Origin of the sequence: Actinomycetospora sp. NBRC 106375 (genome assembly GCF_030269665.1) — a bacterium.
Classification (GTDB): domain Bacteria; phylum Actinomycetota; class Actinomycetes; order Mycobacteriales; family Pseudonocardiaceae; genus Actinomycetospora.
Genome location: NZ_BSTS01000004.1, coordinates 195,416 through 219,400 on the forward strand (window position 1 = coordinate 195,416; position 23,985 = coordinate 219,400).

General features: G+C 74.9%; 18 protein-coding genes. 7 read left to right on the forward strand and 11 right to left on the reverse strand.

Going from position 1 to position 23,985, the window contains the following annotated elements; all coding sequences use genetic code 11:
• Positions 1–120: 120 nt before the first annotated feature.
• Together QSK03_RS08800 and QSK03_RS08805 are read right to left on the reverse strand one after the other, a co-directional pair.
• Positions 121–1,197, reverse strand: a complete 1,077-nt coding sequence (locus QSK03_RS08800; protein ID WP_285650570.1) for a nitrilase-related carbon-nitrogen hydrolase — start codon at positions 1,195–1,197, stop codon at positions 121–123.
• A 13-nt stretch (positions 1,198–1,210) separates the two neighbouring features.
• On the reverse strand, positions 1,211–2,647 hold the full coding sequence (locus tag QSK03_RS08805) for an NCS2 family permease (protein ID WP_502872147.1): 1,437 nt from the start codon (positions 2,645–2,647) through the stop codon (positions 1,211–1,213).
• Between the two features lie 88 nt (positions 2,648–2,735).
• Between QSK03_RS08805 and QSK03_RS08810 the strand changes: the two genes are divergently transcribed.
• Entirely contained in the window at positions 2,736–3,002 is a 267-nt protein-coding gene (locus QSK03_RS08810; RefSeq protein ID WP_285650573.1) for a DUF2530 domain-containing protein, read from the forward strand.
• Here the strand turns inward: QSK03_RS08810 and QSK03_RS08815 are convergent, their stop codons facing one another.
• Both QSK03_RS08815 and QSK03_RS08820 read right to left on the reverse strand, forming a co-directional pair.
• On the reverse strand, positions 3,003–6,056 hold the full coding sequence (locus tag QSK03_RS08815) for a sacsin N-terminal ATP-binding-like domain-containing protein (RefSeq protein WP_285650576.1): 3,054 nt from the start codon (positions 6,054–6,056) through the stop codon (positions 3,003–3,005).
• Between the two features lies 1 nt (position 6,057).
• Positions 6,058–6,888 carry a DUF3027 domain-containing protein gene (locus tag QSK03_RS08820; RefSeq protein WP_285650579.1) on the reverse strand — a complete coding sequence of 277 codons (831 nt, stop codon included), beginning with the start codon at positions 6,886–6,888 and terminating at the stop codon, positions 6,058–6,060.
• Positions 6,889–6,985: 97 nt separating this feature from the next.
• Here QSK03_RS08820 and QSK03_RS08825 point away from each other — a divergent pair, with 97 nt between their 5' ends.
• The 4 genes from QSK03_RS08825 to QSK03_RS08840 all read left to right on the forward strand — a co-directional run bounded on the left by QSK03_RS08825 (position 6,986) and on the right by QSK03_RS08840 (position 15,969).
• Positions 6,986–8,512, forward strand: a complete 1,527-nt coding sequence (locus tag QSK03_RS08825) for an MFS transporter (RefSeq protein ID WP_285650580.1) — start codon at positions 6,986–6,988, stop codon at positions 8,510–8,512.
• Positions 8,494–9,018 (forward strand): DUF2771 family protein, encoded by a 525-nt coding sequence (locus tag QSK03_RS08830; RefSeq protein ID WP_285650582.1) that lies wholly within the window; start codon positions 8,494–8,496, stop codon positions 9,016–9,018. Before QSK03_RS08825 ends, QSK03_RS08830 begins: the two co-directional genes overlap by 19 nt.
• A 119-nt stretch (positions 9,019–9,137) precedes the next feature.
• Entirely contained in the window at positions 9,138–10,913 is a 1,776-nt protein-coding gene (locus QSK03_RS08835) for a ricin-type beta-trefoil lectin domain protein (RefSeq protein WP_285650588.1), read from the forward strand.
• 241 nt (positions 10,914–11,154) lie between these two features.
• Entirely contained in the window at positions 11,155–15,969 is a 4,815-nt protein-coding gene (locus QSK03_RS08840; RefSeq protein WP_285650591.1) for a cytochrome D1 domain-containing protein, read from the forward strand.
• 25 nt (positions 15,970–15,994) lie between these two features.
• Here QSK03_RS08840 and QSK03_RS08845 read toward each other — a convergent pair whose 3' ends face one another.
• Positions 15,995–16,381: a cold-shock protein gene (locus QSK03_RS08845; RefSeq protein ID WP_285650594.1), complete on the reverse strand. Its 387-nt coding sequence runs from the start codon at positions 16,379–16,381 to the stop codon at positions 15,995–15,997.
• 118 nt (positions 16,382–16,499) lie between these two features.
• Positions 16,500–17,549 carry a helix-turn-helix transcriptional regulator gene (locus QSK03_RS08850; RefSeq protein WP_285650597.1) on the reverse strand — a complete coding sequence of 350 codons (1,050 nt, stop codon included), beginning with the start codon at positions 17,547–17,549 and terminating at the stop codon, positions 16,500–16,502.
• A gap of 97 nt (positions 17,550–17,646) precedes the next feature.
• Between QSK03_RS08850 and QSK03_RS08855 the strand changes: the two genes are divergently transcribed.
• Positions 17,647–18,069: a cupin domain-containing protein gene (locus tag QSK03_RS08855; protein ID WP_285650600.1), complete on the forward strand. Its 423-nt coding sequence runs from the start codon at positions 17,647–17,649 to the stop codon at positions 18,067–18,069.
• 3 nt (positions 18,070–18,072) lie between these two features.
• Here the strand turns inward: QSK03_RS08855 and QSK03_RS08860 are convergent, their stop codons facing one another.
• The gene (locus tag QSK03_RS08860; protein ID WP_285650602.1) at positions 18,073–19,722 is read right to left on the reverse strand and encodes an AMP-binding protein; all 1,650 of its coding nucleotides are present in this window, start codon (positions 19,720–19,722) and stop codon (positions 18,073–18,075) included.
• A gap of 149 nt (positions 19,723–19,871) precedes the next feature.
• Here QSK03_RS08860 and QSK03_RS08865 point away from each other — a divergent pair, with 149 nt between their 5' ends.
• Positions 19,872–20,537: a maleylpyruvate isomerase family mycothiol-dependent enzyme gene (locus QSK03_RS08865; protein ID WP_285650605.1), complete on the forward strand. Its 666-nt coding sequence runs from the start codon at positions 19,872–19,874 to the stop codon at positions 20,535–20,537.
• Here QSK03_RS08865 and QSK03_RS08870 read toward each other — a convergent pair.
• The 4 genes from QSK03_RS08870 to QSK03_RS08885 are packed head-to-tail and all read right to left on the reverse strand — an operon-like array spanning position 20,503 to position 23,982.
• Positions 20,503–21,687, reverse strand: coding sequence for an amidase (locus QSK03_RS08870; protein WP_285650608.1), 1,185 nt, complete (start codon positions 21,685–21,687; stop codon positions 20,503–20,505). The genes QSK03_RS08865 and QSK03_RS08870 overlap by 35 nt on opposite strands.
• Positions 21,684–22,763, reverse strand: coding sequence for an acetamidase/formamidase family protein (locus QSK03_RS08875; protein ID WP_285650610.1), 1,080 nt, complete (start codon positions 22,761–22,763; stop codon positions 21,684–21,686). Before QSK03_RS08875 ends, QSK03_RS08870 begins: the two co-directional genes overlap by 4 nt.
• Complete coding sequence (locus QSK03_RS08880) at positions 22,760–23,458, reverse strand: FadR/GntR family transcriptional regulator (protein ID WP_285650613.1); 699 nt, start codon at positions 23,456–23,458, stop codon at positions 22,760–22,762. The genes QSK03_RS08875 and QSK03_RS08880 overlap by 4 nt, the downstream gene beginning before the upstream one ends.
• Positions 23,455–23,982, reverse strand: coding sequence for a DUF1097 domain-containing protein (locus QSK03_RS08885; RefSeq protein ID WP_285650616.1), 528 nt, complete (start codon positions 23,980–23,982; stop codon positions 23,455–23,457). The genes QSK03_RS08880 and QSK03_RS08885 overlap by 4 nt, the downstream gene beginning before the upstream one ends.
• Positions 23,983–23,985: the final 3 nt, after the last annotated feature.

Sequence of the window (23,985 nt, forward strand, 5' to 3'; positions counted from 1 at the left end):
CGTGGTCGACGTGCCGACGGCGCGTCAGTCGTGCCCTACCCATTCCCCGCAACGCTTCCGGTACCGCCGGACCCTGTCAACCGGTGACCAGTCGGCGTCACACCGTGCTCAGGTCCTTGCTCAGGGACGGCGCCACACGTCGCGGGAGTGCAGCAGCTCGATCTGCTTCTCGGTGACCTCGCGCCGGTAGTCGGCGTGATCGTAGGGCTTGCGGTCCAGGTAGAGGTTCTTCGGGTAGATCGGCTCGGCGTAGATCACCCGGTACTGCTCGGTGGTGAGGTCCTTGAGCCAGTTGCCGAACTGGGCGCGGGCCCGGAAGTCGCGCAGGGCCCCGATGTCGACGGTGCCGGCCAGGTACGTGGAGTGCCCCGCGTAGCCGACCTCGCCGACCACCTGGCCCCGGTAGTCGCAGATCATGCTCGGCGAGCCGAACGTGTCGATCGGGACGTCCGAGTCGGTGTGCAGGTAGTACGTGCCGACCTGGTTGGCGACGACGTACATGTTGTTGTCCAGCGCTCGCGCCCGGTTCTGGATCTCGTAGAACCCGTTGCCGGCGTGCGGGTGGGGGTACGGGCCGCGGTAGGCCACCTCGCAGCCGTTCATCGCCAGCCCGCGCGCGTTCTCCGGGTAGGACGCCTCGTTCGCCATCATGATCCCGAGGCGGCCGATGTCGGTGTCGGCCACCGGGTAGAACGCGTCGAGACCGTCGCCGTAGAGCTCGACCCACCGGTCCCACACGTTGTGCGGGGTCACCGAGTGCTCGACCGGTTGCAGCGGCGTGACCTTGTAGTGGGTCAGCACGATCTCCTGCTGCGGCGAGAGCGCGAACCCCACGTTGAAGAACCGGCCCGGGAACTCCGGGTGCCGCGCCTTCGCGGTGGCCATCACGTACGCGTCGTAGGTGGCGGCCAGCCGGCCCAGCGCGTCGGTCTCCGGGCCCGGCACGTCGATGGCGCACTCGCGGGCGAACCACTCGTGGTCGTGGTCGAGGACCTCGTCGTTGAAGCCCTGCAGCGCGCCCTCGGGAATGGTGATCAGCCGGACCGGCAGCGCCATCGCCGAGAGCCACGACGCGGCCTTGGCGAGGTGCTCCAGGTGCTCGAGGTTGACCTTGATCTCGTCGCGGTAGCGGATCCCGCGCATCGTCGGGATCAGGCCGACCACCTGGTAGGGCTCGATCACCCCGGGCTTGACCACACCGGGAAGTACCTCACAGCCCGAAGAGCACCCGCAACGGTGTGACGGCGAAGTAGAGGACGAACGCGACGGCGACGACCCACATCAGCGGGTGGATCTCGCGGACCCGCCCCGTGGCCGAGCGCAGCAGCACCCAGCTGATGAACCCCGCGCCGATGCCGTTGGCGATCGAGTAGGTGAACGGCATGACGACGATGGTCAGGAACACCGGCAGGGCGACCGAGAAGTCCGACCACTCGACGTCGCGGACGCCGCCGATCATGAGCGCGCCGACGATGACGAGCGCCGGCGCGGCGGCCTCGACGGGGACGATCTCGTAGAGCGGGGTGAAGAACATCGCCGCGAGGAAGAGCAGCCCGGTGACGATGTTCGCGAGGCCCGTCCGGGCGCCCTCGGCGATCCCGGACGCCGACTCCACGAACACGGTGTTGGAGCTGGCCGAGGCGGCGCCGCCGGCGATCGCGCCGGAGCCCTCGACGACGAGCGCGCGCCCGATGTTGGGCAGCTGGCCCTTCTCGTCGAGCAGACCCGCCTGGCGCCCGAGCCCGGTCATCGTGCCCATCGCGTCGAAGAAGTTCGCGAGCACGAGCGTGAAGACCAGCAGCGTCACCGCCAGGGCGGGCAGCTCCAGGAACGCGCCGAACGAGACGTCGCCGACCAGCGACAGGTCGGGCAGGGAGACGATCGACGAGGGCAGACCCGGGTAGCCGAGGTTCCAGCCCTTGGGGTTCGTCCCGTTGGACGGGCCGACGGCCACGATGGCCTCGACGAGGATCGCGAGCACCGTCGTGCCGAGCACGCCGAGCAGGATCCCCGCGCGCACACCGCGGGCGACGAGGACGCCGGTGAGCAGCAGACCGACGCAGAACACCGCCGTCGGCCACGACGCGATCGAGCCCTCGATGCCGAGTCCCACCGGGACCGTGGTGTTGGCCGCGTCGGGCAGGCGCCGGACGAACCCGGCGTCGACCAGCCCGATGAACGCGATGAACGCCCCGATCCCGGCCGCGATGGCGATCTTGAGCGGGCCCGGGATCGCGTTGAACACCGCGGTGCGGAACCCGGTCAGACCGAGGATCACGATGATGATGCCGTTGACGACGACCAGGCCCATGGCCTGGGGCCACGTCACCTGCGGGGCGATCGTGACCGCGACCAGGGTGTTGATCCCGAGGCCCGTGGCCATCGCGAACGGGAAGTTGGCGACGAGCCCGAAGACGATCGTCATGACGCCCGCGACCAGGGCGGTCACGGCCGCGACCTGCGGCACGGTCAGCGTCATCCCCAGCACGTCGCGCTTCGCCGACGGCGAGGCCGGGTCGATGCTGCCGAGGATCAGGGGGTTGAGGACGACGATGTAGGCCATCGTCACGAAGGTGACAAGGCCACCGCGGACCTCGCGGGCGACCGTCGTCCCGCGCTCGTTGAGCCGGAAGTAGCGCTGCAGCACGGCGCGCAGGCTAACCGCAACATCACGTCCGTATGTGAGCGGAATTCCCGGCTATAGCCGGGAATTCCGCTCACGTAGGGTGCGGCGCGTGCCCGCCCGGTTCGATCTGCACGCCGAGCCGCCGCCCCTGCCGCGACGGCTCACCGACCCGGTGCCCGTCGTGCTCGTGGGCTCGGGGATCTGGCTCGCCGTCGCGGTCGTGCTCGGGGTGCTCGCGCTGACCGGCGTGCGCCCGCTCGACGTCTGGTTCGCCGCCGCCCTCGTCGGGGTCGCCCTCGGGGCGGTGGGCCTGCTCGTGCTGGGGCTCCAGCGCCGGGCCGTGCGCCGCGGCGTCAAAGGCGCCCAGAAGCTCTAGTCAGCCGGACAGCGCGGCGAGCAGCCCCTTGAGCGGGTCGTCCGCGTGCACCACGCCGTCGGCGACCCAGACCCCTGGCGTGTGCTCCTCGGGCGCGCCGCCGCGCTCGTCGTCGACGACGAGCACGCGCAGCCGCTCGTGGAGCACCAGCTCGCCCTCGGGCACCGCGTGGCCCAGCGCGGCCGCCCAGGCGACGACCGCGGGGATCCGCTCCCACGCCACGGCCCGACCGCCCTCGCGCAGGGACACGCGGACGCGCTCCGAGGCCGGGGCGAGGTCCATCAGGTCGGCCAGCACGGCGGGGTCCCCGGGGCCGGGCAGCACCAGCACCGACGCCGGCAGGACCCCGGCGAGCTGGGCGTGGTCGAGTACCGCGGGCGGGACCTCGCGGCGCCCGCCGGGGTCGGCGTCGCGCACGGTGCCGTCGGCGACGCGGACACGGTCCGGCGGCTCGACGTCGGCGACGGTGACCCGCCCGGCGGCGACGGCCTCGGCGAGGGCGGCGTGCGCCGTCGCGGCGATCGCCGCGGGCACCGCGCGGGCGGGGTCAGCGAGGCGGGCGAGCAGGTCGGTCGCGTCGTCGGCGCCCGCGACGCGCGGCCGGGTGCGGACCCCGACCGCGGCGAGGAAGGCCGGGTCGAGGGCGGCGGCGACGTCGTCGGGCACCGGGTCGTAGAGCCCGGCGACGGCCGCGGCGCCGGGCAGACGCCACGCCGTCGGCGGGCGCCCGCCGAGCCGCCCGTGCCGCCCGAGCCACCACGCGGTGTAGGGCCGTGGCCCGTCGTCACCGGCGGCCTCCACCGGGCGCGCGCCGCCGAGGGCCTCGCGGACCTCGCGGTCGCCGGCGAGCACCGGCCAGGCGGCGTCCCAGCGGTCGTCGGCGACGAGGTCGAGGTCCCGGACGGCGACCAACGGCGCCGGCTCGAGGACCTGCTCGGGATCGGGGTCCATCTCCTCGGCCCACCACAGCTCCTCGTCGTCGAGGTCGTGGTCGGGGCCGGTGGGCGCCTCGTCGCGCAGGACCGCGAACCCGTCCAGGACGCCGAGCGCGGTGAGCGCGTGGCGCGGGTGGGCGGCGGCGACCGACGGGTCGAGCACCCCGAGCGGCCCGTCGGGGTCGACCAGCCCGCGCAGCACGCCGTCGGGCAGCACGAGCTCGTCGGCACGCCGGTACGTGGCCCCGAGATCGGGCAGGGCGAGCGCCCCCAGGTCGCGGTCGGCCTGCGCGCCGCGGGCGACCAGGTCGAGCACCAGGGCCGCGAGCGCGTCCAGGCCCTCGCGGTCCGCGCCCGCCTCGGCGTCGTCGAGCGAGCGGTCGACGGCCTCGCGCAGGGCGGGGTCGGCCAGCAGCGCGGACCCGTCGACGGGGCGGGCGCCGAGCGCGGTGAGCAGGTCGCGGGCGCCCGGGTCGTCGTCGAGGCCGGGCGCGGCGACCCGCAGACCGGGCACCCCGGCGGCCGCGAGGCGGTCGGCGAGCCCGGTGTCGTCGCCGGGCAGCAGCACCCCGCGCGCGGAGTGCACCAGCCGGCCGTCGGCGAGCGGCACCGGCAGCCCCGCCAGCTCCTCGCGGGCGGCGGGCGTCGCCAGCGCGGGCAGCGCGGCCAGCCCGGCGAGCAGGCTGCGCCACCACGCCACGGGCCGGTCGACGCCGGCGAGCGCCTCGACCAGCGTCGCCGGCCCGACGCGCCCGACCCCGACCGCCGCCAGCGCCGCGGCGTGCCGTGGCTCGGCGAGGGCGGCGTCGAGCAGGCCCGGGAGCACCGGCGCGAGCTGCTCGGCCAGCGCGGCGAGCACCGCGGGCGGGCCGGTCGGATCGAGGTCCAGCACCTGCGCCGCGGCCGGGGCGAGATCGTCGCCGGCCACGGCGGGCGGCAGCCACGGTGTCGTGCGCAGCGCCGCGAGCACCCCGTCGCGCAGGGAGGCGTCCACCGCCGACGCCGGGAGTGCGGGGCGCGGGACCAGCGCGGGGCGCTCGACTCCGGGGCGGGCGCGCACGAGGTCGGGATAGCGCGCGGCGGCGGCCGCCAGGACGTGCTCGGTGACCGGCCCGGCCCGCACGTGGCGGCGGTCCGGGTCGAGCGGGACGGTCGCGAGCAGGCGGGCCGGGAGCGTCGTGTGCTCGTCGGTCGGCGTCGGGGCGTGCAGCACGTCGGGGTGCTCGGCGTCGATCACGACCCCGCCGCCCGGCTCGGCCCACGTCACGCGCCAGCCCGGGCGGGCGCGGTCCTCGACGGCGAGGTCGGCGAGCAGCTCGGCCGGGACGGTGCCCTCGGCGTGGGCGACGTGCCACCGGCGGTCGCCGACGACGACGGCGTCGGACTCCTCGACGCGTGCGACGACGCCGTCGGGCAGGTCGACGGCGTGCAGCGCGGGCAGGGCGAGCAGCAGGTCGGGCGCCTGGGCCGCGGCGGTGGCGAGGAGCGCGGCCGGGTCGAGGCCCGGGCGCAGGGGCAGGCGCACCTCGGTGTCGGTGCCCGCCGGGGGCGCCGGCTCGTCGGGCTCGGTGGGCCAGGCGAGCCGCAGGGCCGGCGCGGCGCCGTCGCGGCGGGCGAGCTCCTCGGCGAGCGCCCCGACGCCGGTGTCGGCGATCGCGCGGGCGGTGCGCGCCCGGTCGAACACCACGCCGGCCGTGGCGCCGTCCGCGGTGCGGGTGACGACCCGCGGCGCGTCGCTCACCACGGTGACCGCGGCGAACCCGACCCCGAACCGCCCCACCCCGCCCGTGCCGCGCTTGGCCGACGCGCGCAGCGACGCGAGGCCCGCGACGCCGTCGGCGTCGAGCGGTGCGCCGGACCCGGCGACGCCCAGGACGCCGTCGTCCACCCGCACCCGCAGCACGGTCGTCGTCCCCGCGCGCTCGGCGGCGTCCGCGGCGTTCTGCGCGAGCTCGACGAACCACCGGTCCCGGTAGCCCCCGCGCAGCAGGTCCTCCTCGGCGTTCGCGTCCTCGCGGAAGCGGGCCGGCGAGGCGGTCCAGGCGTCGAGGACCGCGCGGCGCAGTGCCGCGGTGCCGAAGGGGTCCGGGGCCACGTCCGCCGTGTCCCCCTGCGTCATGTCAGCCGTGCGATCCGGCCGGCTCGGGCTCCATCTCGACGCCGTCGTCGTAGACGAGATCGGCGACCGCCACGAGCGACCCGCTGTCGACCTGCAGCTCGGAGTGCCCGCCGCAGCCGTACTCGGCGTGCACGACGTGCCCGTCGGCGGGCACGTTGCCGTTGCCGCACACGCCGAACGCGGCGCGCAGCGACCCGGCCACCGGCAGGTAGAACCCGCAGGTCCCGCAGTGCGCCGAGGCCGACCGGGCCATGTCCGCCCCCGGCCCGAAGTCGCCGTCCGACCAGCGCACCGCGGCGTCCAGACGGCCCTCGCGGCTCATCACGCGCGGGCGGCCCATGCCCAGCTCGTCGCCGACCTCGCGGACGCCGGGCCCCGTCTCGGCGGCCTCGGCGCCCTCCTCGGAGTCGGGGTCGAGGGCCGCGTGCGCGGGGACGAGACGCTCGTCGTCGTCCTCGACCGGCAGCAGGTCGCCCGGCCCGAGGTCCTCGGCGCGCAGCCGGTCGGTCCACGGCACCCAGGCGGGCGCGACCACCGACTCCGGCCCGGGCAGCAGGACGACCTCGCTGACGTTGACGTCGCCCTCCGGCCCGGCGACGGTCACCGCCCAGTACCACCCGCGGTAGCCGGGCTTGTCGGCCGCGAAGTAGTGGGTCGCGGCGTCGGGCACGTCCTCGGCGCGCAGCGCCACGGCGTCACCGACCTGGGCGTCCTCGCCGTCGGCGGTCTCCACCGCCGCGGCGCGCGCGAGATCGGCCGCCGCGGCGAGGTGGGCGGCGACGTTGGTCGGGTCGGCGAGCTCGGGCACCACGGTGTCGATTGTGCCGGTCATCCGGTCGTGCGTGGGAGGCGCCCTGCCCGCCACACCCGGTCGCGCCGCGGTCACCGAGGGTGTCCCGGCCCGGCGGCCCGTCGGTCATCATGGACCCGTGACCGGACCGCACCACCCCTACGGTCCGCCGCCGCGCCGCCGGCCCGGTCGCCTGCCGCCCACCGCCCGCTCCACGCGCCCGTTCCCCGAGGACCCCGCCGGCCCGGGGCGGGACGGCCGGGAGCAGGACACCGAGTACGCGACCCGGTACGACCCCCGGGCGGACACACGGGCCGACCACCGGTACGAGCCCGAGGACGACGACCCGGGCCCCCGCAAGATCACGGTCACGCGGGTGGCCGCGTGGCGGGCGCGGCGCCTGACCGCCCGCGGCGCGCAGGCCTTCCACCGGGCCGCGTCGGCGGACGGCGCCGACCGCTCGGGGCTCACCGCGCTGACCTACGCCTGGATGGCGAACTACGCCTCCGACGCGACGCTCGCCGTCGCGCTGGCCAACACCCTGTTCTTCTCCGCGGCCAGCGCGGAGAGCAAGACCAAGGTCGCGCTCTACCTGCTCATCACCGTGGCCCCGTTCGCGGTGGTGGCCCCGGTGATCGGCCCGGCGCTCGACCGCCTCCAGCAGGGCCGGCGCGCGGCGATGGCGGTCTCGACCGCGGGCCAGGGCGTCCTCGCCGTCGTGCTCGCGCTCTGGATGGACACCTGGGCGCTCTACCCGGCTGCGCTCGGGATCATGGTGCTGTCCAAGTCGTTCGGCGTGCTCAAGGCCGCCGTGACGCCGCGGGTGCTCCCGCCGGGCATCACGCTGGTGACGACGAACTCGCGCCTCACCGTCTTCGGCCTCGTCGCCTCCGGGGTCGCGGGCGGGATCGGGGCGGGCGTGGCCTGGCTGTTCGGCTCGCCCGGAGCCGCCTGGCTCACCGCCGGCATCTGCCTCGCCGGCGTCTGGCTGTGCCTGCGCATCCCGGCCTGGGTGGAGGTCACCGAGGGCGAGGTCCCGACGACGATCCTGCCGGTCCACGGCCGGGACGGGGCGCGGCCGCGGGCGTCGCTGACCCGCGACGTCGTCACCGCCCTGTGGGCCAACGGGACGATCCGCAGCCTGACCGGTTTCCTGACGCTGTTCTCGGCGTTCGTCGTGAAGAACGAGACCGAGGGCGCCCCCGGCGACCAGCTCGTCCTGCTCGGTCTCGTCGGGGCCGCGGCGGGCGCGGGCGGGTTCCTCGGCAACTTCATCGGCGCGCGCCAGCGCTTCGACCGGCCCCGGGTGCTCCTCGTCGTCTGCCTCGCGCTCGCGCTGGCCGCCGTCGTCGTCGCGGCGGTGCTCACCGGGATCGCGTCGGCCGCGGGCGCGGCGCTGGTGGCGGCGACGACGAGCGCGCTGCTCAAGGTCTGCCTCGACGCCGTCGTGCAGCGCGACCTGCCCGAGGCCAGCCGGGCGTCGGCGTTCGGGCGCTCCGAGACGATCCTGCAGCTGTCCTGGGTGTTCGGGGGCGCGCTGGGCGTCCTGCTGCCGCCCACGTGGTGGATCGGGTTCACCGTGATCGGCGTCGTCGTGGCCGTCGGTACCGTGCAGACCGTGCTGATCACACGGGGCAGGTCGATGCTGTGGCGGGCACGCCGGTGAGGACGCTCTCCCGGCGCTCGCTCGTCGTCGGCGGCGCGATCCTGCTCGTGGTCGTCGCCGTGATCGTCGTCCTCGTCGTGCGCGCCAACGCCGGGCCCTCGTCCCCCGGCGACGTCACCTTCGGCGCCGGCGGGGCGCAGGCCGCGGTCGGGGCGAGCCAGTTCTGCGACGTGCAGGTCACCGAGTGCGGCGACGACCCCGACGCGAACGCCGTCCTGCCCGTCCCGCCGAACACCCCCCTGGTCGTGCGCGTGCCGGAGCAGGTGTCGAGCACCCCCTGGCAGCTCGCGTTCCAGTTCCGCGACGCGAACGGTGCCACGCAGCAGGGACGCAGCCCGGTCTTCGCCCCGGGGACCACCCCGACGTACACGCTCGTCCTGCCCGACGCGGCCGACCAGCTCACCAGCGCCGAGGTCCAGCAGTACGGCGCGCGCCTCAGCCAGGGACCCAACGGCCTGGAGTTCGCCACCCGCGCCACGTGGGTGCTCAGCGTCGACGACCGCTGAGGTTTCCCGGGCGAGTGACGCTCCGACGTGTGGCGTTCCCTCGATTCACTCGATCGGACCTTTAGTGTCCGGGCGGGCCCCGCGATCGTTCCGGGGCCACTCGGGGGGAGATCATCACCATGGACACCGCAGGCCGTCCGCCACGCCGCACGTCACGTCTCGTCGCCATCGTCGGCGTGGTGGGGGCCGTGGTCCTCGCCGTCTCCACCGCGCTGTCGGTGGCCGCCCCGCCCAGCGCCGAGGCCGCGACGGTCCTGGGGCAGTTCCGCAACGCGAACGCCCGGTGCCTCGAGAACGCCCGCAACCTCACGACGCTGAACAACCCCACGGCGATCAACACCTGCCAGGCCGCGTCCTACCCGGCCCAGCAGTTCAGCCGCTGGGCCACCGACGAGTCGATCCGCACGCCGGGCGGGCGCTGCCTGGGCACGCTGAACAACGGCACCGCGAACAACACCTCGGTCGTGCTCGTGGCCTGCAACCCGGCGGCGCAGACGCAGCACTGGGTCGTGCGCACCGACGGGCTGGTGGTCAACCGCCAGGCGGTCAAGTGCCTCGCGCCGCTGAACAACAGCACGACGGTCGGCACGCGCGTCGTGATCGCGCCCTGCACCACCGCCGCGGCGATGAAGTGGACGGCCCCGGCCGCCTCCACGCCGACCACCCCGACGACCACGACGACGCCGCCGACCACGACGACGCCCCCGGTCACGACGACGCCGCCGACCACGCCGCCGACCACGCCGCCGACCACCACCACGACCACGACGCCGCCCGCGACGCGCGACCCGCTGCGCCAGCCGTTCGCCTCGAGCTCGATCTGGAACATGCCGATCGGCAGCGGCGCCGTCTTCGCGCCGGCCAACCTGCCCGCCCTGCCCGGGGGCGACACCGGCGCGCGCGTGCCGCAGGTCGACGACGAGCCGCTGGTGCTCACCCCGACCGCCCCGCTGACGCCGATCCTCGCGAGCCCCGGCGGCTGGGGCGGCGACCGCTGCGTCACCCAGAACACGACGCTGGCCACGGTGCCGATCCCGGCGAACTACGTCCTGCCGAGCAACAACAAGAACGAGAGCGCCGCGTTCCTCGCCGCCGACGGGCGCACCGTCGTGCAGACCCAGCCGCTGGCCCGCTGCCGCGCCAACGGGCCGGCGACCAGCTACGTGCGCTTCCCCGACCAGGACATCTACGGCCCCGGCATCGAGGGCTCCCACGGCGGTTCGGGGATGAGCGCGCTGGGCGGCTCGATCCGCATCGGCGAGCTGCGCCCGGGCGACCAGGGCCCGCGCCACGCCCTGAAGATCAACCTGTACGCCAAGGCCGAGCTCGCGCAGTGCGCCACCCGCACCGAGTGCTACCGCTGGCCCGCCGTGAAGCCCGACGGCTACGCGGTCGGCTGGTACGGCACCGTCGGCAACAACCGCAACACCGCCATGCGCATGGGCTCGCTGCTCGCCATCCCGCCGACGGTGAACATCAACAGCCTGGGCCTGACCACCGAGCCCGGCCGTCAGATCGCCTGGACGCTGCAGAACTACGGCGCCTACGTCGTCGACGACACCTACGGCCCGTCGTTCGCGTTCAACGCCGAGAACGGGCCGGCGGGCAACATGCGCACCCAGTTCCGCGCCGACTACGGGCAGGACTTCGAGGTGTTCGCCAACAACACGAACGCCTGGGGCCGCGACGTGCAGCGCCTGCGCCAGGCCCTGCAGGTCGTCAACAACAACGGCCCGGCCAGCGTCGGCGGGGGCGGCACCCCGCGCCAGCCGCTGCTGCCCGAGCTCGTCGCCCCGCTGGTCAGCGTGCCGCCGACCATTCCGACGTCCCCGGCGACGACCGAGACCAGCGGCCCGGTGCCGGCGACCTCCGTTCCGGCGATCCCGGACAACTAGCGCAAAGGAGCCGGTAGGCGTCACCGCTCCGCGTGACATTCACTCGAACAGCGTAGTTACTCCCGCAACGAAGTCACCCTCCGTCGCGATGAAGGAGGTGAGTCATCGGGGGCATCGCTGTATCGGGGGGACGATCGTGAAGAAGTCTGTCAAGGCCGGGAACACCGCCCGAACCCACGAGGCGGCGAGGGCCCGCAAGGCGGCACGAGTCGCGAAAGCACGGCGAGCCGCCGGCACGGCCGTGGCCTCGCGGACCGCGCAGACGACGCTGGCGGCGGCGATCGGGGCGGGGATCCTTCTCCAGGGCGGGCACGGTCCCGGCCCGGCGCCGGTGTCGACGGTGGTCGTCCGCACCGTCGCGGTGGCCGCCGCGGCGGACACGGACGGCGGGACCGACTCCGGCGGCGCGAGCAGCACCGAGGACGGGTCGGGCTCCGCCGGCACCGGCTCCCCGAGCACGACCGACACCGGCGACGGCGGGACCGGCGTGGGTGGGACCGACGGGGACGGCGCCCCGAGCAGCGAGAGCAGCGAGCAGGCCGGCTCGTCGGGGACGACGTCGACCCCGACCTCATCCGACGAGCCCACGGCGTCCTCGGAGCCCACGGCGTCCTCGGAAACCGCGACGTCCTCGGAAACCGCGACGCCCTCGGAAACCGCGGCTTCCGCGGAGCCCGCCGCGCCGACGGCCACTCCGTCCGCGACCGCGACCGCGGCCGCGACCGTCCCGCCGGCCACCGGCAGCACCGTTGCGACCGGTCCCGCGGCCACCGCCCTGGATCCGTCCGCGACGGGGGCACAGCCGGCCCGGATCCCGGCCGTGGCCTCGGCCCTGGTACCCGCGACGGCCCGGGTCGCCCTGCCCACCGGTCACGGCCGCCACGACACGCGGATCACCCGGGCGGCCGGGGACAACCTGCTGACCCGGATCGCGCTGGCCCTGGGCGGCTTCGTGCCCGCCTCGCACGGAGCGCCGGGCGTGCCGGCACCGGCGGCGCCGACGAGCGCGCTGCTGCTCGCCCAGTGGGCGCTGTTCCGGCGCGGCGAGAACCCCCTGTTCAACCGCGCGCCCACCGCCGGGTCGGCTCCGGGCACCCAGACCAGCACGGGGCAGACCATCGGCATCGTGACCGGCACCGATCCCGACGGCGACCACCTCACCTACACCGTCAGCGCCCCGCCCGCCCACGGCACCGTGGTGGTCGACCCCGCGAGCGGGGCCTACTCCTACACCCCGACCCCGGGCTACGCGGGTACCGACACCTTCACCGTGACCGTCCGGGACAACGATCCCGCCGCGCCCGGGCTGGGCGCCCTGACCCCGCTGCTGCACCAGGTGCTCGCGCACTCCCACCCCGCCCTGGCCGATCGGCTCTTCGGCGCCCACACCACCACCGTCCCCGTCACCGTCACCACCGCTCCGACGAGCGCCCCGGTCGACGGGACGGTCGACGCCACGAGCGGCGTGACGCGGGGCGACCTCGGCGTGACCGCGGCGCCGGGTGAACGGCTGGTCTTCACCGTCACCAATCCGCCGGCGCACGGCACGCTGACCATCGACGCCGCGGGCAACTACGTCTACACCCCGACCGCGGCGGCCCGGCTCGCCGCAGCGCGGACCCCCGGGCAGGACACGGACACGTTCACCGTCCGTGTCGACCGCCAGCCCGCCCAGACCCTCGCCCGGGCGCGCTTCGCGCTCCTCGCCGCTGACGAGGAGACCGTGACCCGCACCGTCGCGATCCCGCCGGCACAGGCCGCGACGCCCACGCTCGTCGCCACCATCCCGGTGGGGCCGGCGCCGCAGCACGTCTGGGTGGGCCCCGACGGCCGGTACGTCTACCTCGCGACGCCCGGCGTGGGGATCACCGCCGTCGACACGGTGTCCGGGGCCACGAGCGTCCTGCCCGCGGACGGTTTCCTGCAGTTCAGCCCCGACGGTTCGCGCGTGCTGCTCCTCCAGCAGGGCTACGACGACGCCTCGACGCTGTCGGTCATCGACGCCACGGACAACTCACTCGTGCGGCAGGTGGCGCTCGGGCCGGTGATCCAGGGCGCGGGCTTCAGCCCGGCGGGAGACCGCTTCTACGTCCAGGACGTCAGCAACAACGCGATCACAGTGATCAGCACCGCCACCGGACAGGTGCTGGCGACCCTCCCGGTCGGCACCGACGCCGAGACGAGCTCTTCCGCGGACGGCGGCCGCCTCTACGCCGCCAGCAGCGCGGACGGGACCATCACGGTGATCGACGCCGTGACCGGCACCCAGCTCGCCCTCCTCGAGCCCGGTCCCTCGTCCTTCCTCTCCTCCTTCAGCCCCGGCGGTCGGTACGCGATCGTCGCGAGCTCGGCGGACGGCACGCTCCGCGTGCTCGACACCTCCGGCCTGACCCTCACGGACCCCATCGCCTTCAGCTCCTTCCAGAACCAGAAGTGGAGCCCCGACGGGAGCCGGATCTACGCCTTCCCGGGCGAGGGCGGCACGATGAGCGTGATCGACCCGGTGACCGGCACCGTCACGGCGACGATCCCGATCGACACGCACCCCGACGACCTCTCCTTCACCACGGACGGCGCCCGTGCCTATCTCGACGACTACGGCAGTGGCACGGTCCAGGTCATCGACACCGCCACCGGCACCGTGGTGACGACCCTGACCGTCGGCACCCGGAACCTCGGTGTGCAGGTCCTCGGCGACCGTGCCTACGTCGCGAGCCGGGACACGCAGGGCGTCACGGTCATCGACACCACGACCGACGCCATCGTGCGTCTCGTGCCCGTCGGGCCGACCGTCGGCTTCGGTGCCGTCAACCCGAACAACCACCAGATCTGGTTCTCGAACAATGACGGCGTGCTGACGGTGATCGACACAGAGGACGACACGGTGCGCACCGTCCCCGGGTTCAGCCTCGATCCGACCTTCAGTCTGGACGGCGCCCGGGCGTACCTCACGCGCCCCGACGGGTCGACCTGGGTCTACGACACGGCGACGCTCGACCGCCTGGAGGTCACCGACTACAACTGGGTGGACACCACCAGCCCGGACGGCCGTTTCGTCGACACCTTCGACCGCAACGCCGGCATCGTCGCGTTCTTCGGCACGCTCGACGACTCCGCGCGGGGTTTCGCCGTTCCGCACCCGACGGACCTCGCATACAGCCCCGACGGCCGGTACGCCTACGTCACGAGCGGGGACGGCACCCTCACCCAGATCGCGCTCGTGGACCTCCCGCCCCAGCAGCCGCCCACCCAGACCGGGACCGCGACCGCGGGTGTGCCCGACGCGACCACCTCGGCGGTCGCCGGCGACCTCGGGTTCGGGACCGCTCCCCTGACCTACCGCGTCACGACCGCCCCACAGCACGGCACGGTGACCGTCGACGCCACGGGCCACTACCTCTACAGGCCCAGCGGTGCGGGCCGGCGGGACGCCGCTCTCACGCCGGGACCCGACACCGACAGCTTCACGGTCACGGCCTACAACCGTCCCGGCTCCGGCACGCCGGTCACGGTGACCGTCACGGTCGCCCCGGCCGACGAGCCCCTCGTGGTCGGCACCGTCACCACCGGCGCGTCGCCCGGCTACCTGACGCTGGCACCGGGCGGGAGCCGGGCGGTGCTCACGAACTACGCGGACGGCACCGTCACCCTGATCGACACGGCCGACGGCACCGCGACCACCGTGGCGGTCGGGAACGGTCCCAGCCCCGTGACGTTCAGTCCCGACGGGAGCCGGGGCTACGTCACGAGCTCCCAGGACGGCACCCTGACGGTCTTCGACACCGGGTACGGGGAGGTCCTCGCGACCGTGCCGGTCGGGACGTTCCCCGGCCAGGCCCAGTTCAGCCCGACAGGCGTCCTCTCCGTCGTCAGTACGGGCGGGGAACCGACGGTGACGCTCGTCGATCCGACCACCTACGCGCCCACCACGATCGCCCTCGACGGCGTGCCCGGCGAGCCCCGATTCAGCCCGGACGGCCGGCGCCTGTACATCACCAGCTCGCGCGGGACACTCACCGCGATCGACCCCGTGCACGGCACGGTGCTCGCCGTGACCGACCTCGGCGGCCCGACGTACGACGCCGTGTTCAGCCCGGACAGCAGCCGGGCGGTGTTCACCTCCTACCAGGGCACCGCGATCGTGGTCGACACGTCGGACGACCACGTGATCGGAACGGTCCCGGTGGGCCCCCACTACGCGGCGCCCGCCGTGTTCGACGGGACCGGCACCCGGGCGCTCGTGCTCGACTACGGCACGGACGGCGCGGTCTCGGTGATCGACACGACGACCGGGACCCTGGTGTCCACCGTCCCGCTCGGCGTGGGCCCCGGGCCGCTGCACATCGCCGCGGACGGCGTGCACGCCTGGGTCGCGGGCAGTGACGGGGCCGTGACCGTGATCGACACCCTGAGCGGCGAGGCGATCGCCTCGATCCCGGTCGGCGCCGCCGGAGACGTGACCTTCACCCCGGACGGCCGGCGGGCCATCGCGAGCGACATCGGCGGCGGCACGGTCACGATCATCGACACGGCCACCGACACCGTCGTCGGTCGCGTCGACGTCGGATCGGGTCTCGGGATGGTGGCGACGAGCGCGGACGGCAGCCGCCTCTACGTCCCCGCGCTCGGGGGGAGCACCGTGACGGTGGTCGAGACGGAGAGCGGCTCCACGGTCACCTCGATCCCCGTCGATCCGGGTCCGTTCCAGGTCGCGCTCAGCCCGGACGGGCGCCGCGTCTACGTCACCCACAACCCGTCCGGCAGCCTCACGGTGATCGACACGGCGGACGACCACGTCGTGACGACCGTCGCCGACGCGCACGCGCCCGACGCCCAGGTCCAGTTCACTCCCGACGGGGCCTACGGCTACCTCCGTGGCCCTGGCGAGCTGCTCTTCATCGCGACGGCGGACGACGCGGTGACCATCGTGCCCCTGGCCGAGGCCGGCGAGACCGCGTTCACCCCGGACGGTCGCTACGCGCTCGTCGTCGACCACACGGACGGCACGGTGAGCACGATCTACCTGCCGCCGGGCGGCGCCGTCGCCCGCGCGTGATCGCCGGGCTCGGGCCCCGGGGCGCCTACCCCTCGAGCTCCCGGGCCACGGCGCGGACGACCTCGGCGAGCTGCTTGGTGTGGCGCCGGTCGGGGTAGCGGCCGCGCCGCAGCTCGGGCTGCACGCGGGCCTCGAGAATCTTGATCATGTCGTCGATCAGGCCGTGGAGCTCGTCGGGCGAACGGCGCGCGGTCTCGGCGACCGACGGCAGCGGGTCGACCAGGCGCACCTGGAGGGCCTGCGGCCCGCGCCGGCCCTCGGCGATGCCGAACTCGACGCGCTGGCCGGACTTCAGCGACTCCACCTCGCGCGGCAGCGCCCCCTTGGGGACGTACACGTCGTTCCCGCCCTCCTGGGACAGGAACCCGAAGCCCTTGTCGGCGTCGTACCACTTGACCCTGCCGGTCGGCACCGTCGTCTCCCGACTCTCCGCGTCACCCACGACAAAACGCCCCGGCGACCGGCCGGAGCGCTGACGCCCAGCCTATCCCCGCGACGCCACCCCGAAATCCCCTCCGCGGCGGCGGATCTCATCCGCCGTCGTGCAGATCGGCGTAGGCGCCGAGGAAGAGCGCGGCCTGCAGCTCGGCCCGCCCCGAGACCCCGAACTTCGCCAGCACCGCCTTGACGTGGTCCTGCACGGTCCACTCCGAGAGACCGAGCGCGCGGGCGATCCGGCGGTTGGACCGCCCGAGCGCGAGCTGGGCGAGCACGTCCTGCTCGCGGCCCGACAGGCCGCGGGCGCGCGCCACCAGCTCGGCCAGCCGTCCGGGACGGATCGGGTCGACGACCACGGCGACACGGCCGCCGAGCGCGGTGGCGGTGAAGCTCAGCCACCGCCCGTCGGCGGTCGGGGCGTGCACGGTGCGCGTCGCGGGCGCGGCGCCGCGCCGGCCCGCCACGAGGGCGGCGACCACCGGGGGGAGACGCACGTCCCCGTCCGCGGCGCCGAGCAGGGCGCGGGCCTCGTCGCTGACGTCGAAGACCCGGCCGTCGGACCCGCACAGCACGAGCCCCGAGCCGTCGACCTCCAGCGGCGCCAGCGCCGCGTCGGCCGCCCCGGTCGCACGGGCGCCCAACAGCGCCTCGCGCAGGGCCACCGCGACGGGCCGGCTCACCGCGGCCAGCGCCGCGACCTCCTCGGCGGTGAACACCCCGTCCGCCCGGAGGAGCTCGACCGCTCCCCACGGGGTGCGCCCGTCGTGGAGCACGAGGCGCAGGTGGTCGGTGAACCCGCGCGGCGCGAGGGTCTCGCGGTGCCGGGCGCTGCGCGCCGGGTCACCGTCCGTCGCCCGGTGCACGGTGTCGATCAACGGGCCCGCCAGCAGGTCGCTGAACCGCAGGACCTCGGGCTCCGCGCCGTACTCGTGGGCGAACACCTCGGCCTCGAGGGCCGGGTCGCGGTCGGCGCCGTGCAGGACGCACGAGGTGGTCATGGCCGTCGCGGGATCGACCGTCGCCCAGACCGCGAGGTCGTGGCCCACGACCCGGTCGACCACGCCGGCGGCGGTCCGGCGCAACGTCGCGTGGCCGGCGGACGGGTCCAGCGCGGGCAGGAGACGGTCGGCCAGCGTCGTCACGATCCGTACCCCCCTGGAACTGGGGATCGAGCCCCGTCACCCAGTATTCCTACTGTCGAGGCAGCAGCAACCCCTTCTCGCTGACTCGGAGTACACGATGAACGCTCGGACCGTCGACTCGTTCCCGCTGATGGGCGCCCAGGCCACCGTCCTCGCCGGCGGCGACACCACCGGCGACGCCTGGGAGGCGCTCCAGCTCGACCTCGCCCCGGGAGCACGGTCGCCCCGTCACACGCTGGCCGCCGACAAGCTCTTCGCGGTGGTCGCCGGCACGGTGACGATCGAGGTCGGCGACGAGGTCCGCGACACCGACGGCGGCCCGGTGTGGATCCCCGCCGGGACGCCGCACTGCTATCGGAACGCGTCCGCGGCGCCGGCCCGCATGGTCGTCGTCGTCACGGGGCGCAGCCAGGTCGAGTTCCTGCGCGGGATGAGCCGCCTGACCGCGGACGGACCGCCGGACCCCGCCGCCGTCGCGGAGCACACGACGGCGCACGGGGTCACGATGCTCCCGGCGTGACGGTCAGGCCGTCGGGGCCCCCGAGAGCCCGAGCAGCTCGACGGCCTCGGCCCGCATCTCGACCTTGCGGACCTTGCCGGTGACGGTCATCGGGAACTCGTCGACGACGTGGACGTAGCGCGGGATCTTGTAGTGCGCGAGCTTGCCGGTGGCGAACTCGCGCACGGCCTCCGCGGTCAGCGGCTCGGCGCCGGACTTCATCCGCACCCACGCCATGAGCTCCTCGCCGTACCGCTCGTCGGGCACCCCGATGACCTGGGCGTCGACGATGTCGGGGTGGGTGTAGAGGAACTCCTCGATCTCCCGCGGGTACACGTTCTCGCCACCGCGGATGACCATGTCCTTGATGCGGCCGGTGATGTTGATGTAGCCCTCGTCGTCCATCACCCCGAGGTCGCCGGTGTGCATCCAGCGGGCCCGGTCGATCACCTCGGCCGTCTTGTCGGGCTGCTCCCAGTAGCCGAGCATCACCGAGTAGCCGCGGGTGCACAGCTCGCCGGGGGTGCCGCGCGGCACCGTCAGGCCGGTCTCCGGGTCGACGATCTTCGACTCGAGGTGCGGCATGGTGCGGCCGACCGTCGAGACGCGGCGGTCCAGCGAGTCGTCGACGCGGGTCTGGGTGGACACCGGGCTGGTCTCGGTCATGCCGTAGCTGATGGCCACCTCGCTCATGCCCATCCGCTCGACGACCTGCTTCATCACCTCGATCGGGCACGGCGAGCCGGCCATGATCCCGGTGCGCAGGCTGCCGAGGTCGTAGGACTCGAAGTTCTCCAGCCCCAGCTCGGCGATGAACATCGTCGGCACGCCGTAGAGCGACGTGCAGCGCTCGGCGGCGACGGCCTCGAGCGTCGCCGTCGGGTCGAAGCCGGGCGCCGGAATGACCATCGTCGCCCCGGAGCTGGTGCAGCCGAGGTTGCCCATGACCATGCCGAAGCAGTGGTAGAAGGGCACCGGGATGCACACGCGGTCGGCGTCGGAGTAACCGATGAGCTGCCCGACGAAGAAGCCGTTGTTGAGGATGTTGTGGTGCGACAGGGTCGCGCCCTTCGGGAACCCGGTGGTCCCGCTGGTGTACTGGATGTTGATCGGGTCGTCGGGCGACAGCCCGGCCGACACCTCGCGGACGCGGGCCACGTCGCCCTGGCGGTTGAACAGGGCGGCCCACTCGACCGAGTCGATGATCACGACCCGCTCGAGCGCCGGCCGCTCGGCCCGCACCTCGTCGATCATCGCGACGTAATCGGAGGTCTTGAAGCTGCTCGCGGCCACGAGCAGCGAGATCCCGGCCTGGTCGAGCACGAACGCGAGCTCGTGGGTGCGGTACGCGGGGTTGATGTTGACCAGGATCGCGCCGATCTTGGCCGTCGCGTACTGCAGCAGCGTCCACGGCGCGCAGTTCGGCGCCCAGATCCCGACGCGGTCGCCGACCGCCACCCCGAGGTCGAGCAGGCCCAGCGCCAGCGCGTCGACCTCCGCGATGAACTGCGCCCACGTGTAGCGCTCGCCCCGCGCGCGGTCGACGAGCGCCTCGGCGTCCGGTCGCGCGCCGGCGGTGCGGTCGAGGTTGTCGCCGATGGTGTCGCCGAGCAGCGGGATGTCCGACGTCCCGGACGTGTAGCTGGGGACGTAGGGCTGGGCGGGCGCCGTCACGAGAGGGACCTCCGGGGAAAGCACTGTGGTCGCCGCCACGATGTCACGTCGCCCGGCGATCGTCACCAGCCGAACGGACGTTCGGTGCGATGAGTTCGGCCTTCACGGGCCGTCCCACTCCCGTCGAACCCGACCGAGAGGGGTCAGCCGTGCGATCCGCCCAGCGCCGCTACGTCACCGCGTTCCTCCCCCACGTCGCGGCCGAGCGCCGCGATCTCGCCGACCAGCTCGAAGGCCTCGACGACGCCGCGTGGGCGACGCCCTCGCTGTGCGGGTCGTGGACCGCCCACGACGTGCTCGCCCACCTGACCTTCTCCGTGGAGATCCGCTCGGCGCCGCTGCTGTGGGAGGTGGCACGCGCCCGCGGGGACATCGACGCGGTGTTCGACCGGCACGCGCGGGAGCGGGCGGCGGCGCGGGAGCCCGCCCAGCTGCTGGAGCGCCTGCGCGCCACCGCGGCCGTCCCGCACCGGCTCGGGATCAGCGCTCCCACGGACCCGCTCGACGACGTCCTCGTCCACGGCCAGGACATCGCGCGCCCGCTCGGTCTCGTCCGGCCGATGCCCGTCGAGCGGGTGCTGCTCGTCGTCGACGCCGTGTGCGCCACCGCGATGTACGGCGCGCGGCGGCGGTTCGCGGGCCTGCGGCTCGTCGCGACCGACGCGGACTGGGCGCGCGGCGAGGGGCCCGAGGTCCGTGGCCCGCTCGGGGAGCTCCTGCTCGTCGCCACGGGGCGTCCGGCCGGCCTCGACGCGCTGACGGGTCCGGGCGTCGAGCAGCTCACCGCGCGGATGACACCCGCGGGGGTCGGCTGATCGTCGCCGCGAGGTCGGTGAGGTCGCGGTCGGCTCCCGGGGCCGCGACCACGGACAGCCCGACCGGGGCGCCGTCGACCCGCAGCAGGGGCAGCGAGACGGCCGGCGCCCCCGCGACGCCGGCCAGGCACGTCAGCCCGAGCGTGGCGGCCCGCGCACGCTCGATCTCCGGGGCGCCCGGCGGCGCGGACCGGGGCGGCGCGGGCGAGGAGGCGGCCGGCAGCAGCAGCGCCGTCCCGGGGGCGAGCAGGGCGCGCAGCCGCACGCACGCGTCCGCGAGCGTCGCGCGGGCGGCGGCGCAGGACGCGTCGTCGACCCGCGCGGCCACCGCGAAGCGGGCGGCGACGTCGGGCCCGAGCGCGCCGGGATGGGCGTCGACCCAGGCGCCGTGGGCCGCCCACGCCTCGTGACCCTGGACCGTGCGGAACGCCACCGCCCACGTCGCGAGCACCTCCGCGTCCAGATCGGCCCGGTCGACCGCGGCGAGGCCGAGGCCCGCGACGGCGCCGGAGAACGCGGCCGCGACCGCGGGCTCAGCCAAGTCGACCAGCGCCGGCACCACGACGCCGCGGGTCAGCGGCGCGCGCCGTGCGCCGGGCAGGACGACCTCGGCGACCTGCCCGAGCAGGTCGGCGTCGCGGGCGAGCCAGCCGACGGCGTCGAAGGACGGGGCGAGCGGCAGCACGCCCGCGGTCGACAGCGCGCCGTGGGTCGTCCGCAGCCCGTACAGCCCCTGGTACGAGGCGGGGACGCGGATCGAGCCCGCCGTGTCGGTCCCGAGCCCGATGTCGGCCTCGCCGAGCGCGACGGCGCTCGCCGGGCCGCTCGTCGACCCGCCGGAGATGCGGCCGGGTGCGGCGGGGTTGGGCGGCGTGCCGTGGTGGGCGTTGGTCCCCGCGAGGCTGTAGGCGAACTCGTCGGTCTGCGCGATCCCGGTGAGCTCGGCGCCGGCCCCGACCAGCGCGGCCACCGCGGCGGCGTCGGCGACCCGGGGTTCCTGCGCCGCGAGCCAGGTCGGGTTCCCGGCGCCGAGGAGCTGCCCGCGCACCGCGAGGACGTCCTTCACCGCGACCCGGCGGCCCGCGAGCGGACCCGTCCCGCCGGCGCGCAGCGGCGGCCCGTGCACCCGCCATACCGACGGGTCGGTCACCGGAGGTCGGCCTTGCGGATCGTGCCGTGGACGCCCTTGACGTCGTCGACGACCTGGGACACCGCGTAGTCGGCCGCGGCACTGAGGTATGCGTACGCGTGGCGGCGGTCCATGCCGTAGCGGCCGGTCAGCAGGTCGATCGAGTGCCGGACGCAGACGCGCATCGCCTCGTCGAGGTCGCGGTCGAGCCCGATCGGGATCCACAGCTCGGGGGTCTCGGCGAGGGGGCCGGCGAGCGGGCTCTCGCGCGGGCCGAACTCGTCGCCCGGGGTGAGGTCCAGGCGCAGCGTCGCCCGCAGCGGCGCCTCGAACGCCGTGAGCGCGACCTCGCCGTTGCCCTGCGCGAAGTGTGGGTCGCCGACGTAGACCCCGGCGCCGGGCACGAGGACGGGCAGGTGCAGCGTCGCCCCGACCCCGAGCAGGGGCACGTCGACGTTGCCGCCGTGCGGCCCCGGCGCCACCGAGTGCCGGCGCTCCGGTGCGGCGACGCCCATGACGCCGAGGAAGGGCGCGAGCGGGAAGCGGACGCGGTCGTCCGGGGCGCCCGCGCGCCGGGCGGTCGACCCGCGGCCGTCCTCGACGAGGCAGAACGCGCTGAAGACGGCGTCGTCGCCGATCACCTCGCCTGGCAGCGCGCCCAGCCCGTGCCGGCTGGAGACGATGCCGTAGGGCACCCGCGGGACCAGCTCGCGCACCGTGATCGAGACGACGTCGCCGGGCCGCGCGCCCTCGATCGCGATCGGGCCGGTCACGACGTGCGGGCCGTCGGTGCGCGGGTCGTGCGGCATCCCCGACGCGGCGAGCGCCTGCGCGTCGGCGAGCACCGCGCCGTCCGGGACGCCGAGCCCGCCGAAGAAGGCGACGGGGTCGCGGCCCTGGTCCTCCAGGACACCCTCGTGGCTGATGGTGTCCACCCGGACCTCGGCGCCCGGTGCCACGGTGAGCACCGGCCGGTCGGCGCCGCTCGGCAGCCAGCCCCATGACACCGTGTCCGGCGTCGCCGCGAGCACGCCGTCGGCCCCGGGCGGTACGGGCGGGACGTCGGCGAGGGCCCGCGCGATCCTGTCGGCGATCATTCTCCGGTCCCCTCCGTGGCGAGACGTGTCAGGGCCGCGACGGCGGTGAGGTGGTCGGCCATGGCCCGGCGGGCGGCCTCGCCGTCGCGGGCACGCACGGCGGCGTGGATCGCGCGGTGGCCCTCGATCGACACGCGCCGCGCGCGCCGGGTGGTGTGCGAGCGCCGCCGCACGTCGCCGGTCCAGGAGCACGCCAGGGTGTTCACCGTGGCGAGCAGAGGGTTCTGGCTCGCGCGGGCCAGCGCGGAGTGGAACTCGACGTCGAGGCGTACCGACTCGGCGACCGCGAGCGCCTCGCTCGAGGCGCGCAGGATCTCCTCCATCACCAGCAGGTCCGACGCGGTGGCCCGCAGCGCCGCGAACTCGGCGATCCGCGGCTCGACCACCGCCCGCAGCTCGGCGACGTCGGCCAGCTCCTTCTCGGTCTCGTCCAGCCCGGCGTAGAGCTCGCCCGCGCGGACGGGGGCCGCGGTGACCACCGTGCCCCGGCCCTGGACGCGCTCGACGAGGCTCTTGCTCTCCAGGTGCCCGAGGGCGTCGCGCACCGACCCCCGCGAGACCGCGAACCGCTCCGCCAGCGCGCGCTCCGGGGGGATCCGGGCGCCCGGCGCGAGCTCACCGGTGGCGATGAGGCGTTCGAGGTGCGCGGCGATCTCGACGCCGACCCCCGGGCGCCGGGGCAGGGGTGTGGTCACCGGGCGTCCGCGGGCTCGAGGGCCCGTTCCTCGCGCGGCGCGGTGACCGCGTGCGCGATCAGCGCGTACAGCGGGCCGAGGGCGAGCATCACCAGCACCGAGACCCAGGCGGCCAGGAGGTTCTCCGGCGCGAACCCGAAGCCCCCGAACATGGTCGCGAAGTACGATGCGAACCCCAGGAACATGCCGGGGATCAGGGCGAGCAGCCGTGTGCGCCCGGAGTACATCAGCGCGGTGTTGACCACGAGGATGAGCAGCGCGAGGACCGCGTTCTGGGCGAGCTGCCCGTCGCTCGGCGCCAGGGCCGTGTCGAGCAGGACGATGACCAGCGCGAACGTGGCGCCGGCGGCCATCGTGGGGTAGAGCGCGCGGAACGTGGCGCGCTGCGGGCCGCCGGCGAGGTAGGTCGCCGCCCAGCCGATGAAGATCGCCCACACCGGCAGGTGCAGCGCGTTGCCCCCGATGAACGCCGTCGTGGCGGCGAGGATCGAGGAGAAGATCTCGTTCGGGATGCGGAGTCGCACGGG

Excerpts from the sequence above, each read along its gene's own strand:
- QSK03_RS08815 (WP_285650576.1), bottom strand. The coding sequence starts at position 6,056 with ATGACGCAGGGGGACACGGCGGACGTGGCCCCGGACCCCTTCGGCACC.
- QSK03_RS08820 (WP_285650579.1), bottom strand. The coding sequence starts at position 6,888 with ATGACCGGCACAATCGACACCGTGGTGCCCGAGCTCGCCGACCCGACC.
- QSK03_RS08835 (WP_285650588.1), top strand. The coding sequence starts at position 9,138 with ATGGACACCGCAGGCCGTCCGCCACGCCGCACGTCACGTCTCGTCGCC.
- QSK03_RS08855 (WP_285650600.1), top strand. The coding sequence starts at position 17,647 with ATGAACGCTCGGACCGTCGACTCGTTCCCGCTGATGGGCGCCCAGGCC.
- QSK03_RS08875 (WP_285650610.1), bottom strand. The coding sequence starts at position 22,763 with ATGATCGCCGACAGGATCGCGCGGGCCCTCGCCGACGTCCCGCCCGTA.